At 49.0% G+C, this 24,358-nt stretch carries 27 protein-coding genes and 1 tRNA gene; 15 read left to right on the plus strand and 13 right to left on the minus strand.

The genetic code is table 11. The features are described from left to right. The first annotated feature begins 151 nt into the window (after positions 1–151). Positions 152–1,429, plus strand: coding sequence for a PDZ domain-containing protein (locus H6F51_09400; GenBank protein ID MBD1822712.1), 1,278 nt, complete (start codon positions 152–154; stop codon positions 1,427–1,429). Here H6F51_09400 and H6F51_09405 read toward each other — a convergent pair. Next, positions 1,426–1,623, minus strand: a complete 198-nt coding sequence (locus H6F51_09405) for a hypothetical protein (GenBank protein ID MBD1822713.1) — start codon at positions 1,621–1,623, stop codon at positions 1,426–1,428. The genes H6F51_09400 and H6F51_09405 overlap by 4 nt on opposite strands. 188 nt (positions 1,624–1,811) lie before the next feature. On the opposite strand from H6F51_09405, the gene H6F51_09410 reads away from it, so the two are divergent. Then, positions 1,812–3,212, plus strand: a complete 1,401-nt coding sequence (locus tag H6F51_09410) for a type IV pilus twitching motility protein PilT (GenBank protein MBD1822714.1) — start codon at positions 1,812–1,814, stop codon at positions 3,210–3,212. A gap of 122 nt (positions 3,213–3,334) precedes the next feature. On the opposite strand, the gene H6F51_09415 is transcribed toward H6F51_09410, so the two are convergent. After that, positions 3,335–3,408 (minus strand) — tRNA-Pro (locus tag H6F51_09415). 147 nt (positions 3,409–3,555) lie between these two features. On the opposite strand from H6F51_09415, the gene lipA reads away from it, so the two are divergent. Together lipA and H6F51_09425 are read left to right on the plus strand one after the other, a co-directional pair. After that, positions 3,556–4,425: a lipoyl synthase gene (lipA, locus tag H6F51_09420; protein MBD1822715.1), complete on the plus strand. Its 870-nt coding sequence runs from the start codon at positions 3,556–3,558 to the stop codon at positions 4,423–4,425. Beyond that, on the plus strand, positions 4,422–5,342 hold the full coding sequence (locus H6F51_09425; protein MBD1822716.1) for an NAD(P)H-dependent glycerol-3-phosphate dehydrogenase: 921 nt from the start codon (positions 4,422–4,424) through the stop codon (positions 5,340–5,342). The genes lipA and H6F51_09425 overlap by 4 nt, the downstream gene beginning before the upstream one ends. Positions 5,343–5,478: 136 nt before the next feature. Here the strand turns inward: H6F51_09425 and H6F51_09430 are convergent, their stop codons facing one another. From H6F51_09430 to H6F51_09440, 3 genes are all read right to left on the minus strand, one after another. Beyond that, positions 5,479–5,817, minus strand: coding sequence for a DUF86 domain-containing protein (locus H6F51_09430; GenBank protein MBD1822717.1), 339 nt, complete (start codon positions 5,815–5,817; stop codon positions 5,479–5,481). Then, positions 5,807–6,139, minus strand: coding sequence for a nucleotidyltransferase family protein (locus H6F51_09435; protein ID MBD1822718.1), 333 nt, complete (start codon positions 6,137–6,139; stop codon positions 5,807–5,809). The genes H6F51_09430 and H6F51_09435 overlap by 11 nt, the downstream gene beginning before the upstream one ends. 80 nt (positions 6,140–6,219) lie before the next feature. Next, positions 6,220–8,622, minus strand: coding sequence for an NACHT domain-containing NTPase (locus tag H6F51_09440; protein ID MBD1822719.1), 2,403 nt, complete (start codon positions 8,620–8,622; stop codon positions 6,220–6,222). Between the two features lie 135 nt (positions 8,623–8,757). Between H6F51_09440 and H6F51_09445 the strand changes: the two genes are divergently transcribed. Together H6F51_09445 and H6F51_09450 are read left to right on the plus strand one after the other, a co-directional pair. Next, positions 8,758–9,009, plus strand: coding sequence for a hypothetical protein (locus H6F51_09445; GenBank protein MBD1822720.1), 252 nt, complete (start codon positions 8,758–8,760; stop codon positions 9,007–9,009). Positions 9,010–9,295: 286 nt separating this feature from the next. Further along, positions 9,296–9,682: a hypothetical protein gene (locus tag H6F51_09450; protein MBD1822721.1), complete on the plus strand. Its 387-nt coding sequence runs from the start codon at positions 9,296–9,298 to the stop codon at positions 9,680–9,682. Between the two features lie 36 nt (positions 9,683–9,718). Here H6F51_09450 and H6F51_09455 read toward each other — a convergent pair whose 3' ends face one another. Further along, on the minus strand, positions 9,719–9,871 hold the full coding sequence (locus tag H6F51_09455; protein ID MBD1822722.1) for a hypothetical protein: 153 nt from the start codon (positions 9,869–9,871) through the stop codon (positions 9,719–9,721). Positions 9,872–9,967: 96 nt separating this feature from the next. Between H6F51_09455 and H6F51_09460 the strand changes: the two genes are divergently transcribed. From H6F51_09460 to H6F51_09480, 5 genes are all read left to right on the plus strand, one after another. After that, the gene (locus H6F51_09460) at positions 9,968–12,034 is read left to right on the plus strand and encodes a tetratricopeptide repeat protein (protein ID MBD1822723.1); all 2,067 of its coding nucleotides are present in this window, start codon (positions 9,968–9,970) and stop codon (positions 12,032–12,034) included. Positions 12,035–12,388: 354 nt separating this feature from the next. After that, positions 12,389–12,739: a Spx/MgsR family RNA polymerase-binding regulatory protein gene (locus H6F51_09465; protein ID MBD1822724.1), complete on the plus strand. Its 351-nt coding sequence runs from the start codon at positions 12,389–12,391 to the stop codon at positions 12,737–12,739. A 22-nt stretch (positions 12,740–12,761) separates the two neighbouring features. Beyond that, positions 12,762–13,133, plus strand: a complete 372-nt coding sequence (locus H6F51_09470) for a DUF2237 domain-containing protein (protein MBD1822725.1) — start codon at positions 12,762–12,764, stop codon at positions 13,131–13,133. A gap of 140 nt (positions 13,134–13,273) precedes the next feature. Continuing rightward, positions 13,274–14,506: a glycoside hydrolase family 76 protein gene (locus H6F51_09475; GenBank protein ID MBD1822726.1), complete on the plus strand. Its 1,233-nt coding sequence runs from the start codon at positions 13,274–13,276 to the stop codon at positions 14,504–14,506. A gap of 29 nt (positions 14,507–14,535) precedes the next feature. Then, positions 14,536–15,531: a glycosyltransferase gene (locus H6F51_09480; protein MBD1822727.1), complete on the plus strand. Its 996-nt coding sequence runs from the start codon at positions 14,536–14,538 to the stop codon at positions 15,529–15,531. Positions 15,532–15,537: 6 nt separating this feature from the next. On the opposite strand, the gene H6F51_09485 is transcribed toward H6F51_09480, so the two are convergent. Next, entirely contained in the window at positions 15,538–16,995 is a 1,458-nt protein-coding gene (locus H6F51_09485) for a mechanosensitive ion channel (protein MBD1822728.1), read from the minus strand. Between the two features lie 110 nt (positions 16,996–17,105). On the opposite strand from H6F51_09485, the gene secG reads away from it, so the two are divergent. Next, positions 17,106–17,339 (plus strand): preprotein translocase subunit SecG, encoded by a 234-nt coding sequence (gene secG / locus H6F51_09490; GenBank protein MBD1822729.1) that lies wholly within the window; start codon positions 17,106–17,108, stop codon positions 17,337–17,339. Beyond that, complete coding sequence (locus tag H6F51_09495; GenBank protein ID MBD1822730.1) at positions 17,324–17,992, plus strand: peptidase; 669 nt, start codon at positions 17,324–17,326, stop codon at positions 17,990–17,992. Before secG ends, H6F51_09495 begins: the two co-directional genes overlap by 16 nt. A gap of 103 nt (positions 17,993–18,095) precedes the next feature. Here the strand turns inward: H6F51_09495 and H6F51_09500 are convergent, their stop codons facing one another. Next, positions 18,096–19,058 (minus strand): AMIN domain-containing protein, encoded by a 963-nt coding sequence (locus H6F51_09500; protein MBD1822731.1) that lies wholly within the window; start codon positions 19,056–19,058, stop codon positions 18,096–18,098. Between the two features lie 238 nt (positions 19,059–19,296). Here H6F51_09500 and H6F51_09505 point away from each other — a divergent pair, with 238 nt between their 5' ends. After that, the gene (locus tag H6F51_09505; protein ID MBD1822732.1) at positions 19,297–20,301 is read left to right on the plus strand and encodes a glycosyltransferase family 9 protein; all 1,005 of its coding nucleotides are present in this window, start codon (positions 19,297–19,299) and stop codon (positions 20,299–20,301) included. Positions 20,302–20,358: 57 nt separating this feature from the next. After that, positions 20,359–21,399: a glycosyltransferase family 9 protein gene (locus H6F51_09510; protein ID MBD1822733.1), complete on the plus strand. Its 1,041-nt coding sequence runs from the start codon at positions 20,359–20,361 to the stop codon at positions 21,397–21,399. Here H6F51_09510 and H6F51_09515 read toward each other — a convergent pair. The 5 genes from H6F51_09515 to H6F51_09535 form a co-directional block, all read right to left on the minus strand. Continuing rightward, positions 21,352–22,278, minus strand: a complete 927-nt coding sequence (locus H6F51_09515; protein MBD1822734.1) for a zinc-binding dehydrogenase — start codon at positions 22,276–22,278, stop codon at positions 21,352–21,354. The two genes, H6F51_09510 and H6F51_09515, sit on opposite strands and share 48 nt — an antisense overlap. 105 nt (positions 22,279–22,383) lie before the next feature. After that, on the minus strand, positions 22,384–22,731 hold the full coding sequence (locus H6F51_09520; GenBank protein MBD1822735.1) for an XRE family transcriptional regulator: 348 nt from the start codon (positions 22,729–22,731) through the stop codon (positions 22,384–22,386). Positions 22,732–22,921: 190 nt separating this feature from the next. After that, entirely contained in the window at positions 22,922–23,296 is a 375-nt protein-coding gene (locus H6F51_09525; protein MBD1822736.1) for a hypothetical protein, read from the minus strand. Positions 23,297–23,384: 88 nt separating this feature from the next. Beyond that, positions 23,385–23,657 carry a hypothetical protein gene (locus H6F51_09530; GenBank protein ID MBD1822737.1) on the minus strand — a complete coding sequence of 91 codons (273 nt, stop codon included), beginning with the start codon at positions 23,655–23,657 and terminating at the stop codon, positions 23,385–23,387. 66 nt (positions 23,658–23,723) lie between these two features. Further along, a complete protein-coding gene (locus H6F51_09535; GenBank protein MBD1822738.1) occupies positions 23,724–24,092 on the minus strand; it encodes a hypothetical protein in 369 nt (122 codons plus the stop codon). Between the last annotated feature and the right edge of the window lie 266 nt (positions 24,093–24,358).

Below are 24,358 nucleotides of genomic sequence, written 5' to 3' on the forward strand. Positions count from 1 at the left end.
TTGACGGTTTGAGTTCTTCTTTTCCCGTTTTTTGCGGCGATCGCCAAATCCCCATCCAAAAACTGGGCAATAATTACGGATCGCCCTAAATGCCTGTGTTAAATTGAGCATAACCTTTTGTCACTTCTCCAGAACTTCAGCAGGTATAGTCATGACGAAACGAGCGCTTGTCTTAGGAGCAACGGCTGCCGCCGTTACCGCAGTGACCATCACCGGAGCCGGGATTCATCTTAATAAAGGGCAAGCGTTCTTTCGGGATAGTCCTAAAGAGCTTGTGGATGAAGTCTGGCAAGTGATCGATCGCAATTACGTCGATGCGACCTTTAATCAGGTCGATTGGAAATCGGTGCGGAGCCAATATCTCAACCGCAGCTACAAAGACAAAACCGAAGCCTACAAGTCAATTCGGGAAATGCTCAAGCGATTGGGCGACCCCTACACGCGCTTTATGGACCCGGACGAGTTTCGCAATATGCAGATCGATACTTCCGGTGAGTTGACGGGCGTGGGAATCCAGCTTGCAGCCGATGAAAAAACCAAGAAACTCACGGTAATTTCGCCGATCGAGGGGAGTCCTGCTTCAGCCGCCGGAGTCCAGGCGAAAGACATCATCCAGCAGATCGACGGCAAAAGCACTGAAGGAATGGACGTGAACAAAGCCGTGACGCTGATTCGCGGGCCTGTGAACACTCAAGTCAAGCTCACGGTTCTACGCGGTACTCAGCAGCTAGAGTTCAACCTCAAACGCGCCAAAATCGAAATTCATCCCGTTCGCGCTAGCGTTCAGCAATCGCCCACGGGCAAGGTCGGCTACATTCGTCTCGTTCAGTTCAGCGCAAATGCCGCTCCGGAGATGCGTGAAGCCATTCAAAAGCTGGAAAAAGAGAACGTCACAGGCTATGTGCTTGACCTACGATCGAACCCCGGCGGATTGCTCTACGCCAGCGTGGACATCGCTCGGATGTGGGTTCCCAAAGGCGGCATCGTCTCAACCGTCGATCGCCAGGGCATTTCAGATAAAGAAGAAGCCAACGGTCGCGCCTTGACCGATAAGCCGCTCGTCGTACTGGTAGATGGCGGTTCAGCCAGCGCCAGTGAAATTCTCTCTGGCGCCATTCAAGATAACAAGCGCGGCACGATCGTCGGAACGAAAACGTTTGGTAAGGGTTTAGTCCAATCGGTTCGCAGCCTGGGTGACGGATCGGGAATGGCAGTGACGATCGCGAAATATCTCACGCCCAAGGGTCGCGACATCAACAAGCATGGAATTGACCCAGATGTGGTGGTTGAACTGAGCGAACAGCAGCGGCAAGCTTTAGTGAAAGACCGCGAGAAGATTGGCACTGCTAACGACCCGCAGTACGTCAAAGCCATGCAGGTACTCAACCAAGCCATTACTGCTAAACAAGGCAACCGCGCTAAAAACTAGCTCGGCTGGCATTTTCCTGATCGAATCAATCCGACGCGACGCGCGATCGCTTCTCCCTCTGAGGTAAATGGGCCCCAATGCTCCACGATCTCAGAGGGATTTGTCGTTTGGCTTTTTTCTAGCTCATCCTCAGTCAAAATCTGACATTGGGCAGTGGGTCGCTTCACTACGTACCAACGCTCCGACGCACTCATAGCTCCTCATCCCTCTTGATACTCCCCCGTGACATCTGGGAAAGCTTAATTCATGTTAGGGGTCTGGCATTCACCGTGCCAAGGTTCAAACCGTAAAGATTTTCCAAATCGAGCATTCATTCGCCCCTCTGCCCCCGCCACCCGATTAATCCAACCCATGTACTCAGGGATTTTATCAACGTAGGCATATGACACTAGAATCACAGCGTTCATCCGCGCCGCACACTGAGAGCACTGCCGCCATTCGCGACATTCCTCCGCCACCTGCTCCAAGAATGCCTCCTGCACCGCCGCCTTCCCTGCGGACGGTGCCCAATCTATCTGCGGAAGTGACTGAGCCAGCAGTAAGAAATGGCGCGACTCAAACCTTGGCAATGCCTGCAAGTCGTCCGCCCGCTCCGCCTGTCCCAATTCCAGCTAGTTCGCCTTCTGCACCGTTGACAACTCCGACTGGAGCAACTCCTCCCCCTGCAATGGGACATCGCCCCACAATTCCACCGTCTGTCCCAACTGCGTCTCGTCGCTCTGACTCACCGACCCTAGAACAAATCATCCGCACCGCATTTGATAAAGGATTTTCGGATGTTCATTTGGGAGTGGGTGAAGTTCCGCGCTATCGCAACCGAGGCGAAATCGAAACGACCGAATGGTCTGAAACGGATCATGCAACGTTCATGGGTTGGCTGCGGGAAGTATTGTCTGAGGAGGAGATCAGCCAGTTTGAAGAAAGTATGGACTTCGACGGTGCGACTCAGTACGACTTTGCACGGGTTCGGATTAATATCTTCGGTTCGCTACACGGCCCAGCGATGGTGCTGCGTTTGATTCCGCTGAAAATCCTGACGATGGAGCAGCTAAACCTGCCAACGGTGTTCAAGGATATCTGTCACTATCACAAGGGGTTGATTCTAATTACAGGTCCTACCGGATCAGGGAAATCGACTACGCTGGCAGCGATGATCGATTACATCAATAAGGAGATGCCGAAGAATATTATTACGATCGAAGACCCGATCGAATTTATTCACAAAAGCCGCAAAGCCTTGATCAAGCACCGCGAAGTTGGAATGCACACTCGCAAGTTTGACAACGCTCTGAAAGCCGCGCTCCGGGAAGACCCAGACATCATCCTGGTCGGTGAAATGCGGGATAAGGAAACGGTCAACACAGCCTTAAAAGCAGCGCAAACGGGTCACTTAGTCATGGGAACCCTGCACACGAATAGCGCGGTGAAAACGATCGAGCGGATTCTCAGCCTTTATCAACCGAACGAACAGGCAACGATGCGGGTTGCGCTGGCGGAATCGCTGGTGGCGGTCGTCGCACAAGGGCTATGTCGGACGACGGACGGCAAGCGGGCAGCGTTCCATGACATCTTGATCAATACTGATGCGATTCGAGATTACATCCGCAAAGGGGAACTCGATGAGATTGAAGCAATTATTCCTCGCTGCGGATTTGACGGGATGTGTACGATGAATCAATCGTTGTACAAGCTGTACGAGCAAGGTCAAATTACGGAAGAAGTGGCGCTGGAAATGTCGCCGAAGCAAAACGAAATGGCGCAAATGCTACGCGGTCGAGTTTAAGCTTCTGTGTCGTTGTGCTTACAATAAAGCCCCGATTCTTGACGGATCGGGGCTTTTATTTGCTGTGAGTCGTTGAGCGATCGCGGCGATCGTTAGTGTTTCATGCGGTCAATTAACCAAAATCGGGATGATAGGATTTGAACCTACGACCCCCTCGTCCCGAACGAGGTGCGCTACCAAGCTGCGCTACATCCCGCAAAGCATTTTTTGCAATGCGTATTTCATCATAATGCAAGTTTGCGTCTGCGTCGAGGGATTTGCGAAAAATTCCAGGGTTGTTAAGAAGAGTCAGGACAAATTAAGATAGAACACGCAAAACGCGATCGCACACATAGGTAAAGCAGTGGTTGTTAAACCGGAATGGCTACGGGTCAAAGCTCCTCAGTGGGAGCGAGTCGGAACTGTCAAGGAAGTCTTGCGAGATTTAGCGCTGAATACGGTGTGCGAAGAGGCATCTTGCCCGAATATCGGTGAGTGCTTTAATGCGGGAACAGCGACATTTTTGATCATGGGGCCTGCTTGTACTCGTGCTTGCCCCTATTGCGACATTGATTTTGAGAAGAAGCCAAAGCCGCTTGATCCGACGGAGCCGACTCGACTCGCGGAAGCGGTACGACGAATGCGGTTGAATCATGTCGTGGTGACTTCGGTGAATCGGGATGATTTGCCGGATGGTGGAGCATCGCAGTTTGTTCGCTGTATTCAGGAGATCCGATCGGTTTCGCCTCAAACGACGATCGAAGTTTTGATTCCGGATTTGTGCGGCGATTGGGACGCGCTGGAGGTCATTTTAAGTGCGTCTCCTGAAGTGCTGAATCACAATACTGAAACGATTTCACGGCTGTATCGTCGGGTACGTCCGCAAGGGAATTATGCACGATCGCTCGAATTGCTGAAACAGGTACGCAAGAGTAATCCAAGCGTTTACACCAAGTCGGGGATCATGGTGGGATTGGGTGAAACCGATGCTGAAGTGCGCGAGACGATGCAGGACTTGAGAGCGGTGAACTGCGATATTTTGACGATCGGGCAGTATCTCCAACCGAGCCAGAAGCATTTAGGGGTGCAGAATTTTGTTAAACCAGAGCAGTTTGATGCTTGGCGGGACTATGGCGAATCGATCGGCTTTTTGCAGGTGGTTTCGACTCCATTAACTCGGAGTTCCTATCATGCCGAGCAGGTTCAGGCGCTGATGAAGCAGTATCCGCGATGAGGATTACGGTAATTGGGGCGGGGGCTTGGGGGTCAACGCTGGCAGGATTGGTACGAGACAATGGGCATGAGGTCGCAGGGTGGTCGCGGCAAAGCGATCGATCCCTGGATGAAACGATTGCCCAATCCGATCTTGTCATTTCAGCCGTATCGATGAAAGGCGTGCGATCGGTGATTCAGCAAATTTCGATTGCGATGCCGCCGATCGTTACGGCAACGAAGGGATTAGATTCTGAATCGGGGAGTGAAACGGCGTTGCCGTTGCTGCCCTCGCAGGTTTGGCAGGCTGCATTTCCAGAGAGTACGATCGCAGTTCTATCCGGGCCAAATTTATCTAAGGAAATCCAGCAAGGGCTACCTGCTGCCAGTGTGGTTGCGAGTCGGGATCAAGCCGTTGCCGATCGCGTTCAGCAAGCCTTTTCTTCCGCGCGATTTCGGGTATATACCAATGCTGATCCGCTTGGGGTTGAACTGGGTGGAACCTTAAAAAATGTGATTGCGATCGCCGTTGGAGCCTGTGACGGGTTGCAGTTGGGTGCGAATGCGAAATCAGCATTAGTGACACGGGGACTGGCTGAGATGATTCGGCTCGGTACGTATTGGGGCGCGAAGCCGGAGACGTTTTACGGCTTGTCGGGCTTGGGTGATCTATTGGCAACTTGTAGCAGTTCCTTGAGCCGGAATTATCAAGTTGGGTATGGACTCGCACAAGGGAAAACGCTTTCCGAAGTTCTAGCAACACTGGAAGGAACCGCAGAAGGAATTAATACGACTCAGGTTTTAGTCAAATTAGCGCAAGCTCAAGGAATTTCGATGCCGATTTCCACTCAGGTCGATCGCTTACTGCGGGGAGAAATTACGCCCCAGTCAGCCGTTGGCGAACTGATGCAGCGCGATAGTAAGCCGGAAAGTGTCTAATGAGCGCGATCGTAGAGAAGCTGACGTTCTAAGTCGATCTGCTTCGTCGAGTTGATTCGCGGCGACGATGAGCTTGTCAAGACTATGGGGCATTGGGAAAGTGATTGTTTTTATTATTTCGGATGAAGAATACAGCTTACTCCTCAAGCGGAAGTAAAGGTTCAATGTATTCCAAAAGCAGAGGTAAGTTCTCGTGGATGACTGTCCAAACTTCATCGAGATCCACCTCATTGTAGTCATGCGTGATCACATCTCGCATTCCAGCCATTGCTTTCCAAGGAATACTGGGATGTTGATTTCTAAACTCCTGAGAGAGCCGTTTGGTAGCTTCGCCAATGATCGTAATGCGACGCAAAATCGCGTCTTGTTTTTCGAGGTTGGCAGCTAGAGCTTCTGGGCTGATATCTGCACTGTACTGAAAAATGAGTTTGATGGCTTCGGTGATGTCGATCAGGGCTTCTTGGTCACGCGACATAAATGACCTCGGCAGTGCTGAGAATGTTTTTGCGACGCAACCAGTTGGAGCTTTGTTCGATCGCTTTTTTACTCACCAAATCGACTTTGCGCTGAAACAAGGATTCAAGCTCGTCCTGCATTTGGAGTTTTTCAAATAAGCCTCGCTTGGCAGTGGGTTGGTAGGAAATGAGCAGATCAATGTCGCTTTCAGGATTGAAATCGTCTCGTAGGACTGAACCAAAGAGGGAAAGTTCAGCAACCTGCCAACGCTGACAAAACTCGGTGAGTTGGGCGGGGAGGATGCGGAGACGATCGTAAATTCTCGTGTCTACTGTTTGCATATTTGCTGTTCCTTTCTGCCTTTTTGCTCAGGTCTGCTCAATATGATACGCAACCTAGCTTTACTATTCGTGAGATACGTTTACTCGGTGCGGGAACTGCTTTGCAATGGCAGGAGCAGGGTGGCTTCAATTTCTTCGCGGACTTCGCGGCTGACGTAGCAATCGCTGTTGAGGCAGTCGATTAGCAATCTATTCGCATGGTAATACTTTTGCAAAAGGTCTTTTTGCTCCTCATGAAATTGCCAATCGTGACCCACATTTCGGTACTGAATCGCGGCTGCTCTGAGTTGTTTTATCCACGTTTTTCTATTTACTGCCCACCATTCGTCCCACTTCTCCCAGTCCACCGCTCCCTGATAGAGAATTTGTTCAGCAAGAATTTCAAACTCACGCTTTAAGATAGGCTCTTCTTCATAGAGAGTGATTCTATGAAGATGGCAATACAATACTTCACCTTGATAATACTCATCGCAATTAAAAAGAAGCATTTGAAGATCAAAATCAAGGGCAATGTTCCAATCTAGTGAATCACCAGAAGGTAAGCAACTTTCAGAAGAGATATTACTGCTTTTAGAAAGATTGAGATCTGGATACGTTTCCTGGTCTTGATAAGCTGCCATAGCAGTATCAATTTCGCGCTCGACCTCCGGATCAATGGCTGGTTCATAGTACCAGGCAAGGTCACGGCTTAGAGAACGATCAAGAAGAGGAAGAAAATCATAATGTCCCGCATAGAAGGCTCGAATTGCCGTAAGCTTGTAAGGCGCTTCTACTGAACGAGATTTTTTCTCAATCCAACTTAGGTACTGTTGCAATCCTTTGTCTTGAGCAAGAATACGATCGATCCCCTGCTTCATCGTTTGCAGTAGCGCATCTGCGTTTTCTAACATTCCAACCGTCAGTAGAAAAACTTCCCGCCATCGTTTGTCGGTGATCTGGGTCGCAAGCTCTAGCAGAAGTGAATCGGCATCAGCACTCGTGACGATCTTTCGGGCGGTAAAGTACTCATGGAACGTGAGATGCGAGAAGGAATAAATGCCTCGTGCCCGTTCTACAAAGAGTCCATGTTGTGCCTCAATGGATTTGAGAACGGCTTCACTGTCAAGTTGCAGTGCCTCTTCGTCTTGACTGGCATTGGGTAAGTTTCGGATATAGCGTGTGATGTAGCGTTCCGCGTCTTTTTGCTTAAAGAAGTAGTTTCCCTGCTTAAACGTATCTAGAGCAATTTGGCTCAGGAGATCTTCCTTGCGTTTCAAAGAAAGCTTGTGATAGACCTGATCCCGTTCGATGTTGCGTTTCACATCCCATTTCTTCAGTAAGACATCTAAGCCCTCTTTGTAGAGTTCCGATCGATTCGCTGGAAAACTGCCCGCTTCTTCAAATACTAGACAGAGCAATGTCAGTAAAAGCGGGCTAGTTGCCAGTTCTCGAATACTGTCTTCTTCTTTCAGCTTTTTAATAAAGTTCTCTGCCTTAACCGAATCATTTTTAGCTTGAAACCATTGATTTGTAAAAGTCGCAATTTGTTGATCATCAAAGTCGGCAACTTCAACTTCAGTGAATTGATCGAAAGTGTATTCACGTGCTGCAATTCGACAGGTAATCACAAACGGATTTTTAGAAAACTGGTTAGCAAAGTCCCGAATCTGATTTAAGACTCGACTGCTATCCGTTTCTCTCACTTCATCTAATCCATCTAACAGCACCAAGATCCTGCCTTGTCTCAGCAGCAGTTCTACAGGCGTTGCATTTCCGCCCAGATTCACTTTGGTTTCGACTGCAATTCCATAGCGCTCGAAAAGCTGAATCAGATGCTCTAGTAAACTGGGTTGATTCGGCGCTTCGGCAAAATCCTTGAGCGTAATGAACAAAGGAACGAGATCCTTTTTGAACGCTCCATCAACGCACTGAATCGCTAAATACTTGAGGAACGTTGTTTTTCCTGCTCCTGGTTTGCCCAAAATCATGAGCTTGGAATACTTTCTCACCGCTTCTAGCCCCGGAACTCGTTCCTCTTGCACTCCACCGAGGCTAAAGCGATCGAAGTTCTCCAGCGAGCAAGTCTGGAGCAGTTCTGCCATTTCTAATCGTCTGCGTCCGGTAATTTTCTCCAAAATATTGACAGCCGTATAGATGGCATTCAACGTGAGCGGCTGCGACATATCCAAGACTCGCATAGAGCCGCACTGATTCTGAATCGTGTCGTAGAGATTGATGCGCACCGCCTCGACCAGTTCATCTAAACTCGGTGGCTGATTGCTTTCTGGCTCAATTTCCGCGATCGTGTCCCATTGCAGTTCGAGTTCGGTGCAGATCGCTCGAAAGATTCGCTTCTCGATCGCGTTCCCCTTAAAAAACTTGTTCAAAGTCTGCCGAGAACAATCAGACGCACCAGCCAGATACTCCTGAGTCCAGCCCTTCAGTTTGAGTGCCTGCTTTGCTGTTTCGATTCCAGCGATCGATGCTCGAATGCCCCTACCCATACGCTCACCGCAACACTGACATAAGTCTGACACAACTAAATTCCTTACTCAAACCATGACTCAAGGATTTTCGAGTTTGATGAGTTTAAGGCAAAGACGCGCCTCGCCCCACGTCCACTCATTTCTCTTAAACCTATGAACCATCTCCTTGAAGAAATCATGCAGGAACGCTTACGCCAAGCTCGTATCAGTTTTAACCTTGCCATGACTGCAACGGCTCTCTCCTTTGGCGTGAGTCTTGCTGGAGCAGGCTTGCTGTTCACGAACCAATTTCCAGAAGGCACAGTGACCACAATCGGCGGACTTGCATCAAGTGCACACTTTATCCGCCTCGCAAAAGATGCCAACGATCGATTAGACGGTCTCCTCAAAGAGTTGACCGATTAGGAGCAAAGCGCGATCGCACTTCCACAGCCTAGAACCGCGATCGCGCACCTCGATTCCCAAAACCCGCAGCTTTATTCCAAAGCGGGGAGCAAATCGCTAGCGATTTGCTCCCCGCTTTTCTACCTCTGGAAAAAGCATCCGACTTGTTGGATCTTTATTCCAACGACGAGAATCAAGCTCCGGTCATTTGCAGCTTTATTCCCGCGCTCGTAAAAAAGCTTTCTTGTCATTGATCCCAGCCAAACGGGAATGTTAGGAAGAATGTCATTTAACCTATTAGCAAACTATGACACTTCCAGACACAAGCCAACGATTACGGAGTGGAATCATTGATCAAGACATCAACGCCCTGCGAGGTGCAAAAGGAATCCTTGACTACATTCCTAGCCGTTCAGAAGCCGATCTCATCAAGCTCAGCGAGATCGAACGAAAACTGCATCACTTGTACGAACTAGAAATTCAGGCAAAAGCAAAACATCGCGCTCTTCTAGACGAAGTGCGTGAAATCGAATGGGAATTTCATCAAGGCGTACAAGCGATGAAAAACTCAGTCCTAGCACAGTATGGGAAAAACAGTCACCAAGCAGAATCCATTGGCTACAAAAAGCTAGAAAACCACAAACGCCCCAAACGTAGAAATAGCAAATCCGACGAGTTGAATAAAATCGCTTGATGGAAACCGCGATCGTAATCCATTGGCTACAAAAAGCTAGAAAACCACAAACGCCCCAAACGTAGAAATAGCAAATCCGACGAGTTGAATAAAATCGCTTGATGGAAACCGCGATCGTAGCTCCCCGATCGATTTCCATCCCGAATAACGTTTTGCCCACTGCCGATAAGCGTCTGTATGTAGACCCATCGCGCCACGATCATTAAGATAATTTCTGCTATTTTCCTGATCGGCTTGGTAAATTGGACAATAGTACAACTTCCATCGATCGAGCGGAAATTCTTTATGCTGAAAAAGAATCAATCAGTTTTTGCCTTTCTACTGGGCGGATTTCTTGTCTGTTCGGCTCCGCTCAGTTCGATTGAAGTTGTCCGAGCGCAGCAATCCCCGCAGCAGGAACTGACCCAACTGCGACAAGAGCAGCAAGTGCGATCGCAAGTGGAATCAGAAATCGATCGTGCCTTAACTCGCTCCAGTATGCTGCTGAATGTGGCGCTGATTACCTTAACCGTGTTTCCGATCGCGCTGCTTGTGGCGTTGTGGCGATTCCGACGGATTATTATTCGTGAAATTGTCGAACGGGGATTAGAGCAGCTTCAGCATCTCTCCGAGGTTGAGCATCAGCTCCAAGATGTTCAACAGGAAGCAGAACGCCGAATTCAGCAGTCCCGCGATGTGATCGCTCAACTCGAAGTCGAAGTCCAGGAATTGCAGCGCCGAATTTCAGAAGATGCAGAAAGCTTAACGGGCTTAACGGCTCAGTTGTCACGATCGCAGTCCGAACTCTTAGCCGGACTCGAAACGCAAGTTAATTTATCAAAACGAGAGCTAGAAAAGCTTGCTTCAGGCTTCGTCGCCCATCTCACAACGTTAAAGACCGATACCGACCAGCAAAGCGCGCTTGTCGTCGATCGATTCACGGAATTACAAAATCAATTAATCGCACAACTCGATGAAATTGGCGCATTTGCCACAGAGCAGCAACAACTCACGCAGGAACATTTAACGAAATCGCAAACCGCATTTACAACGCAGCTCGATCAGCTACAATCTGACGCGCAACACCAGCGCGATCAAATGTTGCAACGCTTAACGCAATTCGAGCAAGATTACATTACACAACTTAGCGATGTACAAACTGACACAGAAGATCGACGTAATCAACTCCTCGAAGATCTGCGTCATCTCAAAGCAGAATTTGCAGCCCAGCTAATCGCATTTCAGGTTGATACCCAACAGCAGCGCGATCAAGTCAGCGAACGGATTGAACAGTTAGAAACGGAACTTTCAGGAACAGCGACGGAAGTTCGATCGAACCTAGAGGAACATCAAAAACAGGTACAGCGCAACCTCGACCAGAAAGAAACGGAAGTATTATCGCAGCTAGAACAGCGTCAAAAACAACTGCAAGCCGATCTCGACCAGCGAGGGGCAGAAGTTTCATCTCAGTTCTCAGAGTTAGAATCGACTGCGCTTCAAGGAAGAACCAACTTCCTCGACAAGTTGCGGCTCCTCGAATCCGATGCAGTGCAGCAAAAACAAGCGATTTTCAACAAGCTTCAGCATTTAGAACTTGAGTTCGTTTCTCAACTTTCGGGACTGCGTGAACAAGCCCAAAATCGCCGTCCTGAGCCTGCTGAAACCTCCACGGCTGAGTCAGTAGAATCGACCGATTTCGACCAGGCTGAGGAGTTATTTAGATCCGGTCAATTTGAGGCGGCGATCGCACACTACGATCGCGCCATCAAGCAGCAATCCAACAATCCGGAACTCTGGCTGAGACGCGGTTTGGCGCTGGGACGACTGAAACAATACAAAGAGGCGATCGCGTCTTACGATCGCGCAATTCAACTCGATCCCGATTACTCAGAGGCGTGGTGTGATCGGGGCGTCGCCCTGGGCAAATTGCAGCGTCACGAAGAAGCATTTCGCTCGTTCAATCAAGCGGTGCAAATTCGTCCCAAAGACTCGATCGCGTGGCTGAATCGTGGATTAGCGCTGCAAATGTTGGGACGCTATTCCGAAGCATTAGCTTCATTTGATGAAGCCCTCAAACTCAATTCTGAAGCCTACAAAGTTTGGAACTATCGCGGCTATCTGCTGATTCAGCTAGAGCGCGATCGTGATGCGCTTGAAAGCTTTGACTTTGCGATCGATATTCAGCCAAGCTATGCGCCTGCGTACTACAACAAAGCCATTTGTTACGCACTTCAGGGACATACCCAGGCGGCGATCGAAAACCTCGAAGAAGCCATTCGGCTCAATCCTCGCTACCGGGAAGATGCCAAAGGCGATCCTGAATTTGAGCAAATCATGAACGATCGCCGCTTCCGGCAACTGGTCGAGCGCTAAGCCAGTCTCGCTCTTGTGGTAGATCCCATTGGGGCAGTGACGATCGCAAACTGGAGATAGCTTCAATAATGCTCCGGGTAGCCCTCTAAATCCCGCATATTTAGGAACTGTGAGCGTTAAGAATCTCTCTAAGTTCGGGGAACCTCTTCGCTCAAAGTCCCCCGCTCGTGGGGGATTTAGGGGGCATCCAGCCGCTCAAACCGAAGCGGAAAATTTATCACTCACGTAACATAAAACCCTTATATTATGAACCAAGCAAAATTATGGATTGGAATTATTGGAACGCTAGTGATCTATTGGATCTTGGTGAATGTTCTGCTTTAGAATCATCAAGGCAATCAAAGCTTAGAATCGATGACTCTGCAAGTTTATGGCATTCCCACCTGTGGAACCTGTAAAAAAGCGTTCAAATGGCTAGACGATCGCGCGATCGCCTACGACTTTATCAACACAAAAGATCAACCGCCCACCCAGGCTGCGATCGCAGCCTGGGTCTCAGCCTTGGGAGCAAAACCGATGCGAAATACGTCAGGGCAGTCTTACCGGGCTTTAGGAGAAGAAAAACAAGCTTGGACAGACAATCAATGGGTGGACGCTTTTGCAAAAGATGCCATGCTGCTGAAGCGTCCACTATTTGTGAAGGATGGAAAGGCGGTATTTGTTGGATTCAAACAAGAGGCACTCCAGCAAGCCCTGGAAAACTAGACATCAATAGGGAGAACTGATCATGGTTTCACGCGCTAGAAATGTTTTAGGAGAGGAACTTCAAAGCTGCTGCACCTCGCCGATGACGGGATATTATCGCGACGGATTTTGTAGCACCGGAGCCGGAGATACGGGTGTTCATGTCGTCTGCGCTCAGCTAACCGCCGAGTTTCTCGAATTCACCAAATCTCGCGGAAACGATCTCAGCACTCCGATGCCCCTTTATGATTTTCCCGGATTAAAACCGGGCGATCGCTGGTGTCTGTGTGCTGCTCGTTGGAAAGAAGCGCTTGATGCAGGGGTCGCGCCTCCGGTTGTGTTGGCTTCAACTCATGCCGCAGCACTCGAATATGCCAGCCTGACTGAGTTAAAGCAACACGCAGTCAGCGAGTAATATTTGTTTTTTGAGTTATGTTAAAAAAATAATCTAGGGCAGTATCCTTAATTACCTTGTGACCCAATTGTTGTGACCAAGATTTAAGGAGATGCTCGGTTATGGTTCTACCCGGAGTTTGCCAAGCCGCTGCCGCTGGAATGGCTGCGCTTCAACTGTTTTACAGCAGTTCTACAGGACTTTGGAAATCGACGGGCTGGTGGAATGCAGCAAACGCGCTCGAAACGACGATCGATTATTCGCGCACGACGAATCAGTCCACCTACCGCCACATCATCTCCAACACCTACAACAAGCAAAAATCAACAGGATTCACCGAAGCCGATGTGTATGATGACCAAGGCTGGTGGGCGTTGACGTGGATTAAGGCATACGATCTAACCGGTGAAAAGCGCTATCTCAACACCGCAAAAGCCATCTTCAGAGACATGACTAAAGGATGGGATTCAAAATGCGGCGGCGGCATGTGGTGGCGCAAAGATCGTCAGTATAAAAACGCAATCACGAATGAGTTATTCTTTACTATTGCTATCCGGTTGCATCAACGCACCGTGAATGACTACGGTAAAGGAAGTTACCTCGACTGGTCAAAGCGCGGCTGGAACTGGATCAAACGATCGGGTATGATCAACCGCCAAAATTTAATTAATGATGGACTCGACGATCGTTGCCGCAACAACGGGCAAACGACCTGGACTTATAACCAGGGCGTAGTGATCGGGGGACTGGTTGGTTTGTATAAGAGTACAAAAGACCGTTCTTACCTGAATCAAGCTCACACGATCGCCAATGCAACAATTCAGCATCTTTCTAGAAATGGAGTTTTGCGCGAACCTTGTGAGCCAAACTGTGGAGAGGACGGGCCGCAGTTTAAGGGCATTTTCATTCGCAATTTAGCTTACCTGCATCAAACTTCACCGAACTCGCGTTACAGAGACTTCATGGTGAAGAATGCGAGTTCAGTTTGGGCAAAGAGCCGCAACGATCGGCATCAGTTCGGTTTAAGTTGGGCAAAGGGGTTCGATCGTGCTGATGCTGCGCGGCAAAGCGCGGCGCTCGATGTGCTGAATGCTTCGATTCCGTTTGATTCGACTTGTATTGCAAAGGTGAGCGATAGCTCTGCTACAGGGGCACGTGACCGTCCAGCGACGATCCCATTATTCTTTTCATCAGTCCCTCTACAGCAGAATCAGGTGAAGCAGTTTGATCTATCGTTTAACACCCAGGACAATCAAGTTGCACCATCAACACACTTGCTGTCTCTGATTCCGAGTCACCAGAATCAAGTACCTCATTTTGAGCCATCCTTTCAGATTGAACCCTTGATGCAAGGCTTGATTTCTTTTCTTGCGCTGGAACGATCGCTGCAATAGAATACCCACACCGAATGATGTGACTTGAGATGCGATCGCTTTATTTCTTGCTGCCTGGAACTGGAAAACGCTTTGCCTGCGGAGGCTTATGGGCAGAACTCAAAGCCTTTGAACTGGCAAAGCAGCTTTGTCCAGCAGAGATTGTCACTTATCGACAACGCGAGAAAGGCACTTTGTTTCTCGATGATGTGCTGGAGCAGAAAGACTTGAGCAACATTATCTTTGTGATGAGCTGGGGGTTTGATGTCGCAAAGTTAGCCAAGCGATTGAAAAACTATCACGCGATTTATCACGCTCATAGTGCAGGCTATGGTTTTACATTGCCTTCGAGTGTTCCGATCGTCACGGTTAGCCGCAATACACTAGGATATTGGGGGCAGCTTTCACCAAATTCGCTAATCTATTATTTGCCAAATCAAATCTCTGATGAATATCGCGTTTTAGATCTGAATCGCGATATTGATGTTTTGATCCACACACGAAAATCCTCGGAGTATTTGATTAATCAGTTAATTCCTGCACTTCAGCAGCGTTGTAAAGTTGAGATTATCAATACTTTCGTTGATAGTCTCTCAACTGTTTTCAATCGGACTAAAATTTATTTATACGATTCTGCCGAGTATTGGGCGCAACAGCGTGTGAGCGAGGGTTTTGGCCTGCAACCGATGGAAGCAATGGCGTGTGGATGTCAAGTGTTTTCAAGCGTGAACGGTGGATTGTCAGATTACTTAGATCCAGGATTTAACTGTCAGAAAATTGCGGGTTATTCGACCGAGTATGATGTCCAGCGAATTTTGAGAGCGATCGCTAACCCTACCCCCCCTTTACCTGCTAGTTTCTTTGATGAATATCGATCGCCCAATATTCTGCACCGATTGAACGTAATTTTACGGGAAGTGAATGAATTTTTTGACCATAAACAAGCTCATCCCGCCACAATTGCGCCCTTGACGCGATCGCGTTTAACTCAGCTTGCCTTCAAACGTTTGATCGCGAAAGTGCAGAAAAAGCTCAACGCTCGTTAACGTCAATCAAATTCCAAATATGATTTGAATCCGTTTGCGGATCTGAACGAGCGGCGGTTCTTCCTGAGCACCAATCTTGATTCCTAAGCGCTCCAAGCTATCCTGCCGTTTGACTAACTCTTCTGAAATACGATCGGCAAGCTCCTGCTGTTTTCGCAATAACCGTTGCAGATTGCCGCGATCGACCACAAATAAAATCGTCTCCTCTAAAGTTCGTAGCGTTGCAGTTCGAGGCGTTCCCATCAGCAAAGACATTTCTCCGATAAACTCGCCCGCCATGCGGACTGCAACCTGCTTGTCGATCGACTCCACAAACACATCTACCGAACCCGACAAGATGATATAGAACGAATCTCCGGGATCATTTTCGCGGCAGATAGTCTCACCTGCTGCAAACTTTTTCTGATATCCCTCCTCGATAATGTGTCTCAGTTCAAAATCGCTCAGAGTTGAAAAGTAGCTCACCTTGCGAAGCATCTCTTTGAGCGTGATAGCGGTCGATCGTTTCAACTTTTGATTCGTTGCTAACTCTTCGAATGGTGTAGCAGCTTGTTCGATGAACACAGGCATCTGATTCGGACAGAGCATCCGAATCAGAACACTCTTGCTTGGATAAGTAATGCCATATTCCTGAAACTTGGCTTGGATGCGGAAGAGTAAAGCGCTTTTAATCGAACTCCTTCGCATCGGTTGAGTAATCGAGATTTCAATCTCAAACAGAAACGCGTTATTTTCGATGCCCTTGAAAAAGACGATCGGACGCGGCGATGACAAAATATCCGGTTCTTCATACGCTGCGGCTAACATTGCCTCTGTGACTAACATCGAATCATTCGTATCTGCAACCGCAATCTGAAGCGCCACACAGCAAGTCGGATCAAGATGCGTCCAATTGATCAAACTATTGTTTGCCAGCACACTATTGGGCACAAACACCGATAAGCCCATTCCCGTCCGAATCTGGGTCGATCGCAGTGAGATGCGCTCAACCGTTCCGAGTACGGTTCCAACTTCGACAAAATCGCCCACACGAATCGGCTGTTCGAGCAATAAAATGATGCCACTAATGAAATTGTTCGCTAAATTTTGCAAGCCAATACCAACTGCCAACCCGATCGCCCCCGCAAAAACGGTGAGAGAACTTAGGTTAATTCCGGCAGAATCGAGAACAAAGAAAAAGCCTGCGATCGCAACGACATAGCTTGCCAGCGAAGAAAGGGATTCGCGTGTCCCAAGCTCTAGTCCAAAGCTGGCTAAAATTCGCTTTTTAATGAGCTGCTTAATAATGCGCGAGGCGATCGCGACACAGCCGATTTGAAGAACAAGAGCCGATAACGTCGCAAACGAAAGCCGAACATCTCCAATCTGAATTAGGGTGAAGTTGAACAAGCTAAGGAGCGTTCTAATCAGGTCATTCAGGCTTGCTTCTCCGCTGACTACAGCAAAACGAACAGCGTTAATCATGACACTCAGGGAAACTACGTTTTTCTGCCAGAATGCCCAATCTCGCGTAAAGCGAATCAATACAACGCCAATGTCAATATAATGAAGGGTATGTCGATCGTATTGACCTTATGACGCTACTTACAGTTTTGAGATCAGTTTGGATGTTTTCTGCGGTCGGAATCGTGATTCTGGTGCTGCTGCATAGTCCCAAAGGCGATGGGTTAGGCGGTCTAGGCGGTCAAGCTCAACTGTTTACTAGCACCAAGAGCGCAGAAACAACCCTGAATCGCGCCACTTGGCTGTTAACGATCCTCTTTATGGGAATCACAGTGATTCTGAGTGCGGGATGGCTGGGTCGCTAAGATTTCGCTGGTTCAGGACGCATTCGATTGCTCTTTTTGCAGTCGGATGCGTTTTGTTTTGGGCGATTTCTGGGGTGGCGTTGTCTGTTCCGAAGGTTCATCCGCTTCCGCCAATCTTGGCACAGTGGACGGATCGATCGGGCGATTACTTCGATCGAGTGCAAAAAACAGAACCTGAATATCTCGTTTGGTCGCGCTTTCCGGTGAAGGTCTACGTTCAGCCTGCGGATCAGTGGAGTCAGATTTGGGTAACTCTGATGACGCAAGCGGTAAACGAATGGAAAGCTTATTTTCCATTGGAACTCGTCGATCGTAGGGACAGCGCAGATATTCGGATCGATCGGGCTTCGATTCCGCTCCGATTTCCTCCCGTTGAGCGCGTTCGATTTGCGGACGTTCGCTTTGAACTGTATGAACAAGATGCAATCTTGCAGCATCGCATGATTATTCGAGTTCAGCCGAACCGCCCAGATTTGTCAATGCTTGCGGCGGCGCGTCATGAACTCGGTCACGCTTTAGGCATTTGGGGACATAGCTCGCTTGAAACCGATGTGATGTACTTCTCGCAGGTTCGCACTCCTCCTCCAATTTCAGCAAGGGATGTCAACACCTTGAAACGAGTGTATGAACAACCGACCCGCTTAGGCTGGTAAACAATGCAGGTGGTTGCATAAATTCATGACGGCATCCTTTGCTCTAGCGGGTCTGGAATAAGCCGAAGTTGTGAGGGGCAGCGAAAATTGCATCGAACTGACGTTAACGCGGCAAAGGCTGACCAAACTCAATTACTCTCGATCGCGCTGGAACTGGAGCATCTTCTGAGGGGCGCTGTGTTGATCGTGGCGGATCTGAGCGTTGCTCAAGCTGCGGAACAGTCACTTCTGGTGGAGTAGCCGGAGCAATCACGGGTGGAAACGATCGAGGAATCTCCAAGCTAGAGTTGACTTCGGGCAATTGGAGCGGATTCGATTGCGGTATCGATCGTGCAGGTGCAGTCGGAAACAATAGGCTACTTCCTGGCTTATTGCTCGATCCAGCAGTGGGTGCAGTGGGTGCGGTTGGCAACGGGCGAGCCTGAGCAGGCGGCAAGGGGGGTGCAGTTACCGAAGGCGGCGCTTCTGGTGCAACGTTGATTGCAGGTGGAGCAGGCGGTAAACCAAAATCGTTGGCAGAGGCTTGGGCGATCGCAGCCGCTGGCGCTGAAGTTTGAGGAGTCGCAGTCTGAGCCTCTGGCGTTTGAACAGGTGCGGCTTGAACTGGACGCGCCGCATTAAACACAGCTTTTGAATTTGCAGAAGCGGCAAGCATGGGGCGGAGCGTCCAGCGGACACTTGCTGAAGCAGAGCGATTTTGCCCTTGCTCGGTGCTTTTGACGGGTTGAAGTTGAGCTTGCGGATTGCTTAATTCGGTATCGGGGGCAAGTTCCAAAACGATTCTGGCAATATTCGGCTGAAATTGCGACACTCGAACTTCGCGAACGGCTCCTGAAAACGTCCCTCTTGGATTGACAGCGGCAATCTGAGTGTCAGGAAGATCAAGCACAATCCGAGCCGGCTGTGCCATGAGAGAATAGCGCGGTGTAATTCCAGCAGGCACAGTGACTTCAAGCTGGTTGGTGTTTGGATCGAAGCGCCAAGTTTCTAGGGGAGCCGCGATCGCAGGAGTGCTGATGAGAAGAGCGATCGCGGAAATGAGTTCGAGTTTGAAGAATTTCAGCATGGCGATAGAAGCAAAGAGTGCTGTCGAGCGCGGCTCGAAGAGTTGGCTGGATTATAAGCGAGTTTTGGGCGACTGCAACGATTTTTGCTAATTTTGCTCTGTTCTACTGAAAATTCCCTGTAGCGATCGCTGCTTAAGCTGGGTTGCCAGATGCAGCCGGAGTAATTTCTCTCTTTAGAACAATGACAGCAGCCTGCTGCACCTGGTAGCTAATCAGGGAGGGTTCGTAATCGTTCAGATGCAGCAAATTCTATTTATTGAGCTATTGGGTGGGATTGGAGATGTTTTAATTGCGCTGTCTGCAATTCAAGCATTGGGGCGCAGTCATAATCAAGCCAAGATGACCGTGCTAACGTTTGCACCAGGCGGATCATTGTTGGAGCATGATCCATTCATTGAGCGAGTTGTCTATGCAGATAAACACAATGTCAGACAGGCGATCGAGCAGCTTTTATCTGAGCAGACATTTGACTTAATTGTTTCGGATACAAATTACGATCGCATTGATCAATTAATTTCTAGTCGTGCTGATCGTGTGGTATCGAATCTTTGGCGATCGCCACCTCCGAATCAGTTTGTCAGCGATCGATTTACTCAGATTCTATTGTCGGAAGGTCTGATCTTAGAATCTGCAATCCTGCCGCCTAAGCTGTATCTCACGCCTGAAGAGTACCAGGCTGCCAGAGAAAAACTTGCAGGTTTAGCGCGTCCTCTGGTTGTGCTTTGTCCTGATGCAGGAATGAAAATTAAACGCTGGGATGAACGGAATTTTATTCAACTGGGACAGAGATTAGAGGCCGCGATCGTGGTTTTAGTTGGCTCCGATCGCGAACAAGCAGCACTCATTTCAGACCAGATTAACAACGCAAAATTATGGGAATTAGGAACATTACGAGAACTGGCTGCGATGCTTTCTCAGGTTGATTTGATGATTGCTAGTGATACTGGAGCCGCGAGAGTTGCGGCAGCAGTGGGAACGCCAACAATCACATTATTTGGCCCATCCTGGTATGAACGGTACGGACAACCGCAACCGCACGTTAATTTACAAGGCTATTTGAACTGTCCAGAGCGCAGAATTGAAAACTTTACCGTTCAATCCTGTTGGTACAGTGGCGAATGTTCGGTTCCGACGGAATTGCGCGGAGCGCAAAGCGCAGATTGGGCAACTTGTGTCGATGAAATTTCTGTCGATCGAGTGATGGCAGTTGCAACTCAATTGCTGGAAGCTCAAAGCATTTGATTAAGTGAAAATTCTGTGTTAGCTCATCCTTGGACATCGGTTAGAAATTTGCTAGTGATGCGGTTGGACAATATTGGTGATGTGATCATGACCAGTCCAGCCTTGCGATCGATTAAAGAAAACTTGCCCGAAGCAAAGTTGACCTTAATGGCAAGTCCCGGAGGTTCGGCTTCCGCTGCGGTGTTGCCGTGGGTCGATGAGGTATTGACATGGCGCGTATTGTGGCAGGATTTAGGGCGATTGCCGTTTGAGCCAGCGCGGGAGTGGCAGTTAGTTGAAAAGCTACGCGGATTTGATGCTGTGATCATCTTCACAAGCTTTAGTCAGTCTCCGCATCCAGCCGCGTTTGCTTCATGTTTGGCAGGAATTCCGCTCCGGTTAGGAGAATCAAAAGAAACAGGCGGCGCAATGCTCACGCATGAAATTCCTGCTGCACCGGATGATCTGCATCAAGTGGAACGAAATCTACGTTTGATCGAGTCAGTCGGATTTGAGGTGCGCGATCGTTCCCTAGAAATTCAATTCCCGAATCTCAAACTGATTGATCGGCCTTACATTGTTCTGAATGCTTGGACAAGCTGCCAATCGCGCAACTATGATGCGAAGCGATTTGCGATCGCAGCGAAACAACTTGCAAATCTATCAGGCTGGAAAGTCGCTGTCACCGGAGTCGAGAAAGATCGCGATCGGGCTGGAATTGTGCTGGAAGTATTGGGCGACTGCGCGATCGACTTGATTGGCAAAACTAGCTTGTCAGAGCTTGCCGCTTTGATTGCCCATGCAGAACTGATGTTGAGTAACAATACTTCAACGATGCACATTGCCGATGCAACTAAAACACCGAGCATTATCCTGTTTGCGGGGACTGAACTGGAATGCCAGTGGGAGCCGCGCAGCGGATTTGCGCGACTGTTGCGACAACCTACCGATTGCCATCCTTGCTATGCGTTCGAGTGCCCTTACAATCTAGAGTGCTTGGATATCGAACCGGATGAAATTGTGCGATCGGCTTTAGACCTCTTGCAGCAATCCCCTAAACATCGTGGAATGCTAATCGAGATGCAGCACCGCTTTGCCGACAAATTGGCGATCGGTTAGCTGCTGCGCGAGAGTTGCGATTTCCTTCCAAGAAGCCGTGCGAGCGATATGCGGTTTCAGGGTTCCATCGGCAGCGAATTGCACTAATTTTGTGAGTCCAGCGGCAGCAGGTTGGCGCTTCAGTTCGTGGAACAGAATGAAGCCGTATAAGCTTGCGCCACCTACACCGTAAAAGGATTTCGCGTCGATCGTCACCGTTTCATCTGCCGTCGTTCCATACGTGACACAGATTCCATCCGGCGCGATCGCGCTTAATGCGTTTGAAAGCAAACTGCCGCCTGTCGAATCCAGAATCAAATCATACGGGCTAAATTCTTGCAGCGATTCTCCGACGATCGTTCGATGGGCACCTGCTTCTTTCGCAAAATTAATCCAGTCCGATCGCCGCAGTTGTGCCGTAACGATCGCACCTGCTTGCCGCGCTAACTGAACGGCAAAATATCCTACACCACCCGACGCGCCAGTAATCAGAACCGATTTTCCTAAGAGTGATCCGCCCTTTGAAAGCCCCATCAACGCCGTTAATCCAGCAACCGGAAGCGTTGCAGCATCGGCAAACGCAACCTGATCCGGTAAGGCTGCGATCGCATCAGTCGGCACTGCCACATATTCTGCCCAAGCCCCCGACAACACAAATCCAACCACCCGTGTTCCAACCGCAAAGCCTGACCCATCAGCGGCAGCAGTGACGATCGTTCCTGCCAAATCCCATCCCGGTCGTGATCCTGCGGCGGCGGTTTGAGCGCGTCTTACTTCTCCCCGATTCAGCGAGATGGCTGCAACTTTGACCAAAGCTTGCGATGGCAAAAGCGAGGGTCGATCGACTTCTTTGAGTGCCAATCGCCCCGGAACCGATGGATCAACTACCACACACTGCATATCAAGGCCTCCACTCCACTTCAAAATCATAAATCGATTTGTCAGCGCGGCTCAATCGAGATGTAGCATTTGCTTAATGCTCATACAGTCTAATTTTTGTAGATGTTACTGTACTTTGTCGCGATCGTTGGATATTGCCTCAATCGATGCACAAAGCTGAGCAACGGTGTTCTTGATCTCATAAATTTCATCACTTAACTTATCTAATCGGGATTCGATCGTTTTAAGATTCGAGGGCAATTGCCACATTGAAAATTTCAACGCTGATAGTATCTTCTCAACGGTTGCAAAACTCGGTTCATACGCTGGATCATTCAGGATACGGTTGATCTGCTGTGTGTATCCTAATGCGCTTCCCCCATGCTCTTCAGCGATTCTGGCAGAGATCTGTCGAATGCTCACACCTTGAAGTTTCATTAAATCCCGAATCACCACCACCACTCTTTCTTGCATTCGATCCACCTTTCGATTACGCTATGCTCTGAGAACTTGAATCAACTGAACGACCTTGCCGCGAGTGGTGGAGGTCTTTTTTTATGAAAAAGCAGTAGAACTCAAAAAGGCTCTACTGCTACAGATTCACCGGGAGTCTTTCAACCCCTTCGTAGAGACGCGATTGATCGCGTCTCTACAGTTCAACCAATTACAGTCCAACCAATTCACGCGATTCTAACCCGCTCAATTGCTGTGCGATCGCCAACCGCGCTTCTAGCTTGGCTACGCTGAACTCATTCCGCAACCGCTCTAAATGAGCAAACGCATTTGCCTTCTCAGTCGTTGCGCGATTGAGGGCATCGATCCCCCGCTGATACTCGGAATTCACTTGCAGCACTTCAAACCGCCGCGCCTTGCGCTGGTTATCGTTCTTCAGCGCTGTCTCAAACGCCACCACCATATCGGCATTGCCTTCTAACCGAGCGATATGATAGCGGATCTCAGCGATCTTCTGCTCTAGCTCATTCACATGCTGGGCAGCTTGGGCGATCGCGGTGGGATATTGATCTAAACGAAGTTTCATGACTGACATTCCTGAAAATAATAAGTGGTCAGTAGCCATCGGGTCAAAACTGACAGCCGACTACGAACAGCAGCAAACCTTTCAGCCATTAAGCGACCATTCCTTGCAGAACAGGCACATGAGTGGGCAACTCAGAAATCGGTGGAAGCTGTGTCTCGTGCTGAGACTGCGGTGCAGCTTGCTCTAAGACTTGCACTTCAATCTTGACGGACACAAGGTAGGAACCGGGTTGCTCACCCACGGCTTGCGCGATTAGCTCCGCAAAACCAGGGCGATCGGCAGTAATCGGATCACGAAGCGAACACCGATCCCATTCGTACTTGGCGCTCGGATCAAGCTGAAGAATATAATGCTTCGTCATGGAACAAGAACCTGAATCACTTGTACTATTGTAGTGCATAATCGCTACGATTTCAAGGAGATCGATCTATGCCGCGATCGCAGATTTATGCGATGCAACAATGGCGCGATCGTGGTCTTTGCGATCCCAATACGCGAGTCGTCGAGCCGTCTCCGTATCGCCAGACAACTTGATCTCGTACGGAAACTGAGTCAGCACTTGACTCTTCTGCACCGAGAAGCGCATTCCTGAACTCGCAAGAGATTGAGCAAATTTCTGGGCTTGGCTAAACTTCTCAAAACCGAGATAACACACCTCAGACGATCGCGCATATCGTCGAAACGGAGTCCTCACACTTAAAACTCTAGTCGAGAGATACTGCCCAACCCGTCCACCGCCCATCGAGAAAAACCGACCTACTGGAACGACATCTTGCATGGAGAAGGGAGAATTCATTACTTCTCTATTGTAGTTACTATTCACTACATCTTGGGGTAGATTTTGGAGCGATCGCCGCCCCAAGCTGGATCGGTTCTTCCCTCGAAAAAGAATGGTATTTCTGTACTATGATATCGGATTTCAGTGAAATCGCCCAAATTTCTTGAAGAAACGTTAAGCTTTTCAAAAGAGTCAAGAAAGGCTGTGTAAAGCACGTAAGAAGCTTTACCTGTCACCTTGACTTCGCTCAGTATCGAACCTGAGATTAGGGATTAGCTTGCTTT

The sequence above is a fragment of the Cyanobacteria bacterium FACHB-DQ100 genome (assembly GCA_014695195.1).
Lineage (GTDB): Bacteria > Cyanobacteriota > Cyanobacteriia > Leptolyngbyales > Leptolyngbyaceae > Leptolyngbya.

Excerpts from the sequence above, each read along its gene's own strand:
- H6F51_09410 (MBD1822714.1), top strand. The coding sequence starts at position 1,812 with ATGACACTAGAATCACAGCGTTCATCCGCGCCGCACACTGAGAGCACT.
- H6F51_09455 (MBD1822722.1), bottom strand. The coding sequence starts at position 9,871 with ATGGGTCTACATACAGACGCTTATCGGCAGTGGGCAAAACGTTATTCG.
- H6F51_09405 (MBD1822713.1), bottom strand. The coding sequence starts at position 1,623 with ATGAGTGCGTCGGAGCGTTGGTACGTAGTGAAGCGACCCACTGCCCAA.
- secG (MBD1822729.1), top strand. The coding sequence starts at position 17,106 with ATGACGCTACTTACAGTTTTGAGATCAGTTTGGATGTTTTCTGCGGTC.
- H6F51_09435 (MBD1822718.1), bottom strand. The coding sequence starts at position 6,139 with ATGCAAACAGTAGACACGAGAATTTACGATCGTCTCCGCATCCTCCCC.
- H6F51_09480 (MBD1822727.1), top strand. The coding sequence starts at position 14,536 with ATGCGATCGCTTTATTTCTTGCTGCCTGGAACTGGAAAACGCTTTGCC.
- H6F51_09485 (MBD1822728.1), bottom strand. The coding sequence starts at position 16,995 with ATGATTAACGCTGTTCGTTTTGCTGTAGTCAGCGGAGAAGCAAGCCTG.
- H6F51_09525 (MBD1822736.1), bottom strand. The coding sequence starts at position 23,296 with ATGAAACTTCGTTTAGATCAATATCCCACCGCGATCGCCCAAGCTGCC.
- H6F51_09440 (MBD1822719.1), bottom strand. The coding sequence starts at position 8,622 with ATGGGTAGGGGCATTCGAGCATCGATCGCTGGAATCGAAACAGCAAAG.
- H6F51_09470 (MBD1822725.1), top strand. The coding sequence starts at position 12,762 with ATGGTTTCACGCGCTAGAAATGTTTTAGGAGAGGAACTTCAAAGCTGC.
- H6F51_09520 (MBD1822735.1), bottom strand. The coding sequence starts at position 22,731 with ATGCAAGAAAGAGTGGTGGTGGTGATTCGGGATTTAATGAAACTTCAA.
- H6F51_09465 (MBD1822724.1), top strand. The coding sequence starts at position 12,389 with ATGACTCTGCAAGTTTATGGCATTCCCACCTGTGGAACCTGTAAAAAA.
- H6F51_09450 (MBD1822721.1), top strand. The coding sequence starts at position 9,296 with ATGACACTTCCAGACACAAGCCAACGATTACGGAGTGGAATCATTGAT.
- H6F51_09530 (MBD1822737.1), bottom strand. The coding sequence starts at position 23,657 with ATGACGAAGCATTATATTCTTCAGCTTGATCCGAGCGCCAAGTACGAA.
- H6F51_09515 (MBD1822734.1), bottom strand. The coding sequence starts at position 22,278 with ATGCAGTGTGTGGTAGTTGATCCATCGGTTCCGGGGCGATTGGCACTC.
- H6F51_09425 (MBD1822716.1), top strand. The coding sequence starts at position 4,422 with ATGAGGATTACGGTAATTGGGGCGGGGGCTTGGGGGTCAACGCTGGCA.
- H6F51_09400 (MBD1822712.1), top strand. The coding sequence starts at position 152 with ATGACGAAACGAGCGCTTGTCTTAGGAGCAACGGCTGCCGCCGTTACC.
- H6F51_09535 (MBD1822738.1), bottom strand. The coding sequence starts at position 24,092 with ATGAATTCTCCCTTCTCCATGCAAGATGTCGTTCCAGTAGGTCGGTTT.
- H6F51_09510 (MBD1822733.1), top strand. The coding sequence starts at position 20,359 with ATGCGGTTGGACAATATTGGTGATGTGATCATGACCAGTCCAGCCTTG.
- H6F51_09500 (MBD1822731.1), bottom strand. The coding sequence starts at position 19,058 with ATGCTGAAATTCTTCAAACTCGAACTCATTTCCGCGATCGCTCTTCTC.
- H6F51_09460 (MBD1822723.1), top strand. The coding sequence starts at position 9,968 with ATGCTGAAAAAGAATCAATCAGTTTTTGCCTTTCTACTGGGCGGATTT.
- H6F51_09430 (MBD1822717.1), bottom strand. The coding sequence starts at position 5,817 with ATGTCGCGTGACCAAGAAGCCCTGATCGACATCACCGAAGCCATCAAA.
- H6F51_09475 (MBD1822726.1), top strand. The coding sequence starts at position 13,274 with ATGGCTGCGCTTCAACTGTTTTACAGCAGTTCTACAGGACTTTGGAAA.
- H6F51_09495 (MBD1822730.1), top strand. The coding sequence starts at position 17,324 with ATGGCTGGGTCGCTAAGATTTCGCTGGTTCAGGACGCATTCGATTGCT.
- H6F51_09445 (MBD1822720.1), top strand. The coding sequence starts at position 8,758 with ATGAACCATCTCCTTGAAGAAATCATGCAGGAACGCTTACGCCAAGCT.
- H6F51_09505 (MBD1822732.1), top strand. The coding sequence starts at position 19,297 with ATGCAGCAAATTCTATTTATTGAGCTATTGGGTGGGATTGGAGATGTT.